Annotated in this window: 6 protein-coding genes; all 6 read left to right on the plus strand. The window is 69.5% G+C overall.

Annotation, left to right across the window (positions count from 1 at the left end):
* The first annotated feature begins 108 nt into the window (after positions 1–108).
* Entirely contained in the window at positions 109–1,971 is a 1,863-nt protein-coding gene (locus RJ03_RS09515) for a peptidoglycan D,D-transpeptidase FtsI family protein (RefSeq protein WP_157163388.1), read from the plus strand.
* Positions 1,972–2,154: 183 nt separating this feature from the next.
* The gene (locus tag RJ03_RS09520) at positions 2,155–3,840 is read left to right on the plus strand and encodes a UDP-N-acetylmuramoyl-L-alanyl-D-glutamate--2,6-diaminopimelate ligase (RefSeq protein WP_051024503.1); all 1,686 of its coding nucleotides are present in this window, start codon (positions 2,155–2,157) and stop codon (positions 3,838–3,840) included.
* Positions 3,837–5,357 (plus strand): UDP-N-acetylmuramoyl-tripeptide--D-alanyl-D-alanine ligase, encoded by a 1,521-nt coding sequence (locus tag RJ03_RS09525; protein ID WP_036500350.1) that lies wholly within the window; start codon positions 3,837–3,839, stop codon positions 5,355–5,357. Before RJ03_RS09520 ends, RJ03_RS09525 begins: the two co-directional genes overlap by 4 nt.
* Positions 5,354–6,430, plus strand: a complete 1,077-nt coding sequence (gene mraY / locus RJ03_RS09530) for a phospho-N-acetylmuramoyl-pentapeptide-transferase (protein WP_036500353.1) — start codon at positions 5,354–5,356, stop codon at positions 6,428–6,430. The genes RJ03_RS09525 and mraY overlap by 4 nt, the downstream gene beginning before the upstream one ends.
* Before the next feature lie 48 nt (positions 6,431–6,478).
* A complete protein-coding gene (gene murD, locus RJ03_RS09535; RefSeq protein WP_036500355.1) occupies positions 6,479–7,942 on the plus strand; it encodes a UDP-N-acetylmuramoyl-L-alanine--D-glutamate ligase in 1,464 nt (487 codons plus the stop codon).
* The coding region (ftsW, locus tag RJ03_RS09540; protein WP_245552227.1) for a putative lipid II flippase FtsW at positions 7,939–9,156 on the plus strand (1,218 nt) is incomplete at its 3' end. The genes murD and ftsW, both read left to right, overlap by 4 nt.

The raw sequence follows: 9,156 nt of genomic DNA on the forward strand, positions 1-9,156 counted from the left end.
GGCCGGCACCCAGCCGGTGATCCAGGCGGCACCCGAGGGGGCCGATCGATGACCGGCCGCGGTGGAGGCAGAACCGGCGGGAGTGCCACCGGACGCGGCCGGGCGGGTATGCGATCCACACCCGCCCGGCCGCGTCGCGCTCCCCGGCCGCGGGCGGGCTCGCCCGCGGATGCCTCCACGCGGCTGCGGTTCGGAGTCGGACGTGTGCTCATGCTGGTGGCGCTACTCGTCGTCGCGATGCAATTGCTGTGGCTGCAAACGTTTTCCGCACCCAATCTGTCGGCCGAGGCGGCGAGCCAGCGCACGGTGCATCAGACCGACTGGGCGCAACGCGGTGCCATCCTCGATCGCGACGGCCGCGCGCTCGCGTTCACCGTCGTGACGAAGAAGCTCAACTTCCGGCCGATCGCTGTGCGCAAGGATCTGGCCGACGCACGGGCGAAGAGCGACAAGGCGCCCGAGGTCGACAAACGGCTGGAAGCGATCGCCAAGACGATTCACGAGAAGCTGGGCAAGGACGCGCCTCCGGAAGCGGAGCTGCTCGCCAAACTGCGCAGCGACGACCAGTTCACCTACCTGGCCTACAACGTCGACTCCCGGGTCGCCGACGAGATCACCGAAAAGTTTCCCGAGGTGGGGACCGAACGTCAGGACACACCGGTCTATCCGGGCGGCGCGCTGGCGGCCAATGTGGTGGGCGCGACCGGCTGGGACGGACACGGCCAGGTGGGACTCGAGGCGTCGATGGACGCGACGCTGGCCGGCACCGACGGTTCGCACACCTACGATCGCGGCTCCGACGGGGCGGTCATCCCCGGCAGCGAGCGCGACAAGGTGCCCGCGGTCAACGGCTCTAATGTCGAACTGACCCTCGACTCCGATCTGCAGTACTACGTGCAGCAGCAGGTGCAGGAGGCCAAGGACAAATCCGGCGCCGAGGACGCCTCGGCGGTGGTGCTGGACGCCCACACCGGCCAGGTGCTGGCGATGGCCAACGACAACACCTTCAATCCGGCGCAGGATCCTAAGTTCTGGGCCTCGGCCGATATCGGCAATCCGTCGGTGACCAATGCCTACGAGCCCGGTTCGGTGAACAAGATCATCACCGCGGCGGCCTCCATCGAATACGGCCTGACCAACCCGGACGAGGTTCATCAGGTCCCCGGGGAGATCCACATGGGCGGGGTCGTCGTCCACGACGCGTGGTCGCACAGCGTCATGCCCTACACCACCACCGGCATCTTCGGTAAGTCGTCGAACGTGGGCACGCTGATGCTCGCGCAGCGCGTCGGCGAGGATCGATTCGCGGATATGGTCAAGCGTTTCGGGCTGGGGCAGCGCACCGGTGTCGGGCTGCCGGGTGAAAGTGGTGGCATCGTGCCGCCGCGCGACCAGTGGTCCGGTTCGACGTTCGCGAATCTGCCCATCGGGCAGGGACTTTCGATGACCCTGCTGCAGATGACCGGGATGTACCAGGCCATCGCCAACGACGGGGTGCGGATCCCGCCGCGCATCGTCAAGGACGTGATCGGCCCCGACGGGCACCGCAGCGGCGAACCGCAGCCTGACGGCGTGCGGGTGGTGAGCCCGCAGACCGCGAGTACGCTGCGGCAGATGTTCCAGGCCGTGGTGCAGCGCGATCCGATGGGATACCAGCAGGGCACGGGCGCTCCCGCCGCGATCGAGGGCTACCAGATCGCCGGGAAGACCGGGACCGCGCAGCAGATCGACCAGAAATGCCAGTGCTATTCCGCCGATCGTTATTGGATCACCTTCGCCGGAATCGCCCCGGCCGACAATCCGCGCTACGTCATCGGCATCATGTTGAACGCACCCGTGCGCAGCACCGACGGCAGCGGTGGGCAGTCGGCGGCGCCGCTGTTCCACAGCATCGCCTCCTGGGCGCTGCAGCGCGATCGCGTTCCGCCGTCGACCGTGCCGCCGAAACAGCTTGTGCTCCAGGCGATGTAGCGGTGTGTGCGGTTGAATGTCCGGTTTCGGAAGCGTGGGTGTCCGTGTGCGGCCCGCCGCACGTGCGGGTGCGGGCGCGGTGAGGCCGGGGAGCCGGTGCGCGCGAGGCGGCCACGCTGCGTGGCCGCCGACCGCCCACAGGTAACCTGACTCCCCGACCCCGAATCTCGACCCGATGCACAGATGTGCGCCCACGAAAGGAGCCTGGTGCCCGTGCAGCCCAGCCCGCAGGTGCTTCGCCCCGCCGTTGCGTTGCCGACGCCGGTGCAGGCCGTTGCCGAACTGACCGGTGCGCGGCTGAACTCCGGCGACCCGGCCGGGATCGAGATCACCGGCATCGAACAGCGCTCGAACGCCGTCCAGCCCGGTGACCTGTTCGCCGGTCTGGCCGGTGCCAAGGCCCACGGCGCCCGCTTCGCCGCCGATGCCGTGGCACGCGGCGCGGTCGCGGTGTTCACCGACGCAGCCGGTGCCGAACTGATCGGCGAACTGGATGTGCCGGTCCTCGTGCACGACGACCCGCGCGCGGTGCTGGGTGAACTGTCGGCGGCGATCTACGGTCATCCGTCGCGACAACTGCAGGTCATCGGCATCACCGGCACATCGGGTAAGACCACCACCTCCTATCTGGTGGAGGCCGGACTGACCGCCGCCGGCCTGTCGACCGCCCTGATCGGCACCATCGAGACGCGGATCGCGCGCCGCGTCGATGCGAACCCGGAGGAGGGCGCTGCCGGGACGAGCGGCGCCGTCGAGTACCGCCGGGTGCCCAGCGCGCTGACCACGCCGGAGGCTCCGCAACTGCACGCGATGTTCGCGCTGATGGTGGAACAGGGTGTGCAGGCCGTGGTGATGGAGGTGTCCAGTCACGCGCTGGCGCTGGGCCGCGTGGACGGTGTGCACTTCGCCGTCGGCGCGTTCACGAACCTGTCGCAGGATCACCTGGACTTCCACGCCGATTTCGAGGACTATTTCGCCGCCAAGCGTCGGCTGTTCGTCCCGGATCCGGGGTCGCCGCAGCGGCAGGTCGCGGCCGATACCTGCGTGATCTGCGTGGACGATGCCTGGGGCCGGCGGCTGGCGCGGGAGGCGAGCGGGCGTGCCCGGGTCGTCACCGTGGCGACCACGGACTGCCCGACCGGGGAGACCGAACCGGAATGGACGGTGACCGGCGCCGCCGCGCTGGCCGACGGCGGGCAGCAGTTCACCGCGGTCGGCCCGGACGGTGAGATTCCGGCCCGGCTGCGGCTGCCCGGGCGCTACAACATCGCCAACGGCCTGCTCGCGATCGCGGTATGCGCCGCGGCGGGTGTCGACGCGGCGGCGGCGGCCGCGGCGCTGGGCGAGGTGGATGTGCCCGGCCGGATGCAGCGCGTGAACGCCGGACAGGATTTCCTCGCCCTCGTCGACTACGCGCACAAGCCGGCCGCGGTGGAATCGGTGATCGCGACGCTGCGCCGGCATCTGCGCGACACGGGTGGCCGCCTGGCCGTGGTCGTGGGCGCCGGTGGCGATCGCGACGCCGGTAAGCGGCCGCTGATGGGCGCCACCGCGGCGCGCGGCGCGGAGCTGCTGGTCATCACCGACGACAATCCGCGCACCGAGGATCCGGCCGAGATCCGCGCCGCGATCCGTGCGGGCGCGCTGGGTATCGCCGAGGCCGAGCGCGGTGAGGTGCGCGAGATCGGCGATCGGGCCGCCGCCATCGCCGCGGCCGTGGATTGGGCACGGCCGGGGGATGTGGTGCTGGTGGCAGGTAAGGGACACGAGACCGGGCAGGAGATTGCGGGTGTGAAGTATCCGTTCGACGACCGTGAGGTGCTGGGACAGGCCCTGGAACGTAAGACGAAAGACCTGACGGTTTCATGATCGAAATGACTCTGCGGGAGATCGCCGAGATCGTCGGCGGCACGCTGCACGACGTGAGCGATCCCGCGGTGACGGTGACCGGTGCGGTCGAATTCGATTCGCGCCGAATCAATTCCGGCGACCTGTTCCTGGCGTTGCCGGGCGAGCACGTCGACGGGCACGACTACGCCGGTAAGGCCGTGGCCTCCGGTGCGGTCGCGGTGCTGGCGGCGCGTCCGGTCGGCGTACCGGCGATCGTGGTCGAACCGTTCGCCCCCGCGGCCGACGCGGCGGCGAACCGCTCCTATGTGCTGGCACACGACACCGACGGCTCCGGCGCCGCCGTGCTGGCGGCGCTGGCCAAACTGGCGCGCGCGAGCGTGGACCGGCTGGCCGCCGCCGGCCTGAACGTGGTCGGGGTGACCGGTTCGGCCGGGAAGACCTCCACCAAGGATCTGCTGGCGCGCGTGCTCGCGCCGCTGGGCGCCGTGGTCGCCCCGCCCGGATCGTTCAACAACGAACTGGGCCATCCGTGGACGGCGCTGCGCGCGGGAGCCGACTCCCGCTTCCTGGTGCTGGAACTGTCCGCGCGCGGCCCGGGCCATATCAAGGCGCTGACCGATATCGCGCCCCCGCGCATCGGTGTGGTTCTCAACGTCGGCACCGCGCACCTGGGTGAGTTCGGCGGCCGCGACGCCATCGCGCAGGCCAAAGGCGAACTGGTGGAAGCGCTTCCGCCCACCGGCGTGGCGGTGCTCAACGCCGACGACCCGCGGGTGGCGGCGATGGCCGTCCGGACCCGGGCCCGTGTGGTGACCTTCGGTCAGGCGTCCGGCGCCGACGTGCGGGCCACCGATATCGTGCTCGATTCCGACGCGCGGGCGCGATTCACCTTGCACGCCAACGGTTCTCACGCCGAGGTGCATCTGGCGGTGTACGGCGAACACCAGATCTCGAACGCGCTGGCCGCGGCCGCCGTGGCGCTCGAATGCGGTGCGGATCTCGACACCGTGGCCCGTGCTCTGGCCGGTGCGACGGTCGATTCGGCGCACCGGATGGATGTGCGGACCCGGCCCGACGGGGTCACCGTCGTCGACGACTCCTACAACGCCAACCCGGATTCCATGCGCGCCGCACTCAAGGCCCTGGTGTCGATGTCGCGCGCCGGCGGTACGCCGGACGCGCCGCGCGGCCGGCGCAGCTGGGCGGTCCTGGGCGAAATGGCGGAACTGGGCGAGGAATCGGTCGTCGAACACGACAGCATCGGCCGGCTCGCGGTGCGGCTGGACGTCGACCGGCTGATCGTGGTCGGCACCGGGCGCCCGGCCCGCGCGCTGCACCAGGGTGCGGTCATGGAAGGCTCGTGGGGCGAGGAATCCATCCTCGTACCCGATATCGAATCCGCGATCGCCCTGCTGGACAACGAGATCGCGGCCGGTGATGTGGTGCTGGTCAAGGCGTCGAACTCCGCCGGTCTGTGGGCGGTGGCGCAACACGTGCTCGCATCGGGTGAGCAGGGCACGGAGGCAGCTGGATGAGGCAGATTCTGTTCGCGGCGGGGATCGCGCTGGCGGTATCGATCCTGCTGACGCCGCTGCTGATCCGCATGTTCGCGCGGCGCGGATTCGGCCAGGAGATCCGCATCGACGGCCCCGAGAGTCATCAGGCCAAGCGCGGCACCCCGACCATGGGCGGTGTCGCGATCCTGATCGGCATGTGGGCCGGATATCTGGGCTCGCATCTGATCGGCATCGGCTATCACGCCGACGGGCCGTCGGCCTCGGGCCTACTGGTCCTCGGCCTGGCCACCGCGCTGGGCGTGGTCGGCTTCATCGACGACTTCATCAAACTGCGCAAGCAGCGCAATCTGGGCCTGACCGCGGCCGGTAAGTACATCGGCCAGCTCGGTTCGGCGGTGATCTTCGGGGTGCTCGCGCTGCAGTTCCGCGGCGCGGGCGGGCGGACCCCCGCCAGCCGGCATCTGTCGTACGTGCGAGAGATCAACACCGTCTCGATGAGCGTGATCATCTTCCTGGCGTTCGTCTGCCTGGTCGTGGTCGCGTGGTCGAACGCGGTGAATCTCACCGACGGGCTGGACGGCCTGGCCGCGGGGTCGATGAGCCTGGTGCTGGGCGCCTACGTGATCATCACGTTCTGGCAGTACTACCACGCCTGCGAATTCAAGGCCGAAGCCGGCTGTTACAACGTGCGCGATCCGCTGGATCTGGCGCTGGTGTGTGCCGCCGGCGCGGCGGCGTGTGTCGGATTCCTGTGGTGGAATGCGGCGCCCGCCAAGATCTTCATGGGCGATACCGGTTCGCTGGCCCTCGGTGGCCTGCTCGCCGGATTGTCGATCACCACCCGCACCGAACTGCTCATGGTCGTGATCGGCGCGCTGTTCGTCGCCGAGACCGTGTCGGTGGTGCTGCAGGTGGCGGTGTTCCGGACCACCCGCAACCGGTTGTTCAAGATGGCGCCGTTCCATCACCATTTCGAGCTGAGCAAATGGGCGGAGACGACGGTCATCATCCGGTTCTGGCTGCTCGCCGGAATCGCGGCGGCGGTCGGTCTGGGCTTGTTCTACAGCGAATACCTCTCTCAGGTCGGGTAAGCAGCGATGGTCGAACATACTCCGCGGGCCCTGCGATCACCGGGTCCTATGCTCGAATTCCTGCGTGGCCGTGACGTTCTCGTCGCGGGATGGGGGGTGTCGGGGCGCTCGCTGATCGAGCCGCTGCGCGATATCGGCGCCCGTCCGGTGGTCACCGACGCCGGGGAGAAGGCGATGGCCGAGGCCGCCGAACTCGGCCTCGACACCGCCACTGCCGCCGCGCTGCTCGAACCCGGTGCGCTGGAACGGTTCGCGCTCGTCATCACCAGCCCGGGCTGGCGACCGGGCTCACCGGTCCTGGTCTCCGCGGTCACCGAGGGCATTCCGGTCTGGGGCGATGTGGAATTCGCCTGGTGGGTGGATCAGGCCCGGCTCTACGGTCCGGTGCGCAAATGGCTGGTGATCACCGGAACCAACGGCAAGACCACCACCACCCAGATGACCCACGCCATCCTGCGCGCGGCCGGGCTGCCCAGCGTCGCCTGCGGCAATATCGGACTGCCGATCCTGGACGCGCTGCGCCGCACCCCGGGTCCGCAGATCCTCGCGGTCGAGCTGTCGTCGTTCCAGCTGCACTGGGCGCCGTCGGTGCGCCCGGAGGCCGGTGTGGTGCTCAACGTGGCCGAGGATCATCTGGACTGGCACGGCGGCCTCGACGCCTATGCCGCCGCGAAGGCGCGGGCCCTGACCGGACGGGTCGGCGTGGTCGGCCTGGACGACCCCGTCGCCGCCGCGCTGGCGCGAAAGTCCAAGGCGCGCCGCACCGTCGGCTTCCGGATCGGCGTGCCGGCCGACGGTGAACTCGGTGTGGTCGACGGCAAACTGCTGGACCGCGCCTTCACCAAGGCCGCGATCCTCGCCGAGGTCGGCGATATCAGCCCGCCCGGACCCGCCGGTGTCGCCGACGCGCTGGCCGCGGCCGCGCTGACCCGTGCCATCGACGTGGCCCCGCAGTTCGTCAAGGAGGGCTTGGCCGAGCACAAGGTGGGCCCGCACCGCGCCGCCTTCGTGCGGGAACTCGGCGGGGTCGGCTTCGTCGACGATTCGAAGGCGACCAATCCGCATGCCGCGCGGTCCTCGATCCTGGCGCATCCGCAGGTGGTGTGGATCGCCGGTGGTCAGCTCAAGGGCGCCCATATCGACGATCTTGTCGAGGAGGTCGCCGAGCGTCTCGTCGCGGCGGTGGTCTTCGGTCAGGACGCGCCGATCATCGCGGCGGCAATGGCGCGACACGCGCCGGATGTCCCGGTGGTCGAGCTCGGTTCGGGTGACGATGCACAGATGAGCGGGGAACCCTCCACGGCATCTCTGGTCGCCGAGATCGACGGCGCCGACGCGGTGATGGCCCGCGCGGTACGCATCGCCGCCGGATATGCCGGGCGCGGTGACACCGTCCTGCTCGCCCCCGCCGCGGCCTCCCTGGACATGTTCGCCGACTACACCCATCGCGGCCGCAGTTTCGTCGCGGCGGTGCAGGCCCTGGACGAGAGAGATATCGGGAGCCAGCAGTGACGAAACCGGCGCGCAAGCCCGTGGGCACCTGGTTCGGTGCCTGGCTGGCGCGCCCGCTGGCCGACTTCCACCTGGTCGTCACCATCGCCACCCTGCTCACCGTGCTCGGGCTGGTGATGGTGCTGTCGGCCTCCAGTGTGGAGGCCTACGCCGACGGCGGTTCGGCCTATTCGCTGTTCATGCAGCAGGCGTTCTTCGCGGGCCTGGGCGCGGCGTTGTTCTATGTGGCGCTGCGGATTCCGATGCGGGTGCTGCGGCAGCTGTCGTTCCCGCTGTTCGCCGCGTCGGTGCTGTTGCTGGTGCTGGTGCTGATTCCCGGAATCGGTTCGCAGGTCCAGGGTTCGCGCCGCTGGTTCGACCTCGGCTTCGTCTCGGTGCAGCCGTCGGAGATCGTGAAGGTCACCCTGATCCTGTGGGGTGCGCATCTGCTGGCGACGCGCCGCAGCGACCAGGCCGGGTACAAGGACATTCTGGTGCCGCTGGTGCCGGCCGGTCTGCTGACCTGTCTGCTGATCGTGCTGGAACCGAATCTGTCGACGACCATCGCGGTCGGCCTGGTGCTGGTCGCGCTGCTGTGGTTCGGCGGATTGCCGGTGCGGCTGTTCGTGACCATCGCGGTCTCGGGTGCGGTCGCGGCGGGAATTCTGGCGCTGTCGGCCGGCTATCGATCCGATCGCATGCGCGCGTTCTTCAATCCCGGCGACGATCCGCAGGGCATCGGCTATCAGGCGCGCCAAGCGCTGTTCTCCCTCGCCGACGGCGGGATCTGGGGGCGTGGACTCGGCCAGAGCCGGGCCAAGTGGAGTTATCTGCCCAACGCGCACAACGACTTCATCTTCGCCATCATCGGCGAGGAACTCGGATTTCTCGGATGTGCCCTCGTACTGGGGCTTTTCGCGCTGTTCGTCTTCGTCGGACTGCGCATCGCCGCCCGCTCGGCCGATCCGTTCCTGCGATTGCTGACCGCGGCCGCGACCACCTGGATCACCGGGCAGGCGCTGATCAACATCGGCTATGTCGTGGGCCTGCTGCCGGTGACGGGCCTGCAGTTGCCGCTGGTGTCGGCCGGTGGTTCGTCGCTGGCGATCACGTTGATGATGTTCGGCCTGATCGCGAGCGCGGCCCGGCACGAACCCGAGGCGATCGCGGCGCTGAAGGGCGGTCAGGACGGGCGGTTCAGCCGGTTGCTGCGACTGCCGATCCCGGAAACCTAC

The sequence above is a fragment of the Nocardia aobensis NBRC 100429 genome, assembly GCF_000308375.1.
Lineage (GTDB): Bacteria > Actinomycetota > Actinomycetes > Mycobacteriales > Mycobacteriaceae > Nocardia > Nocardia aobensis.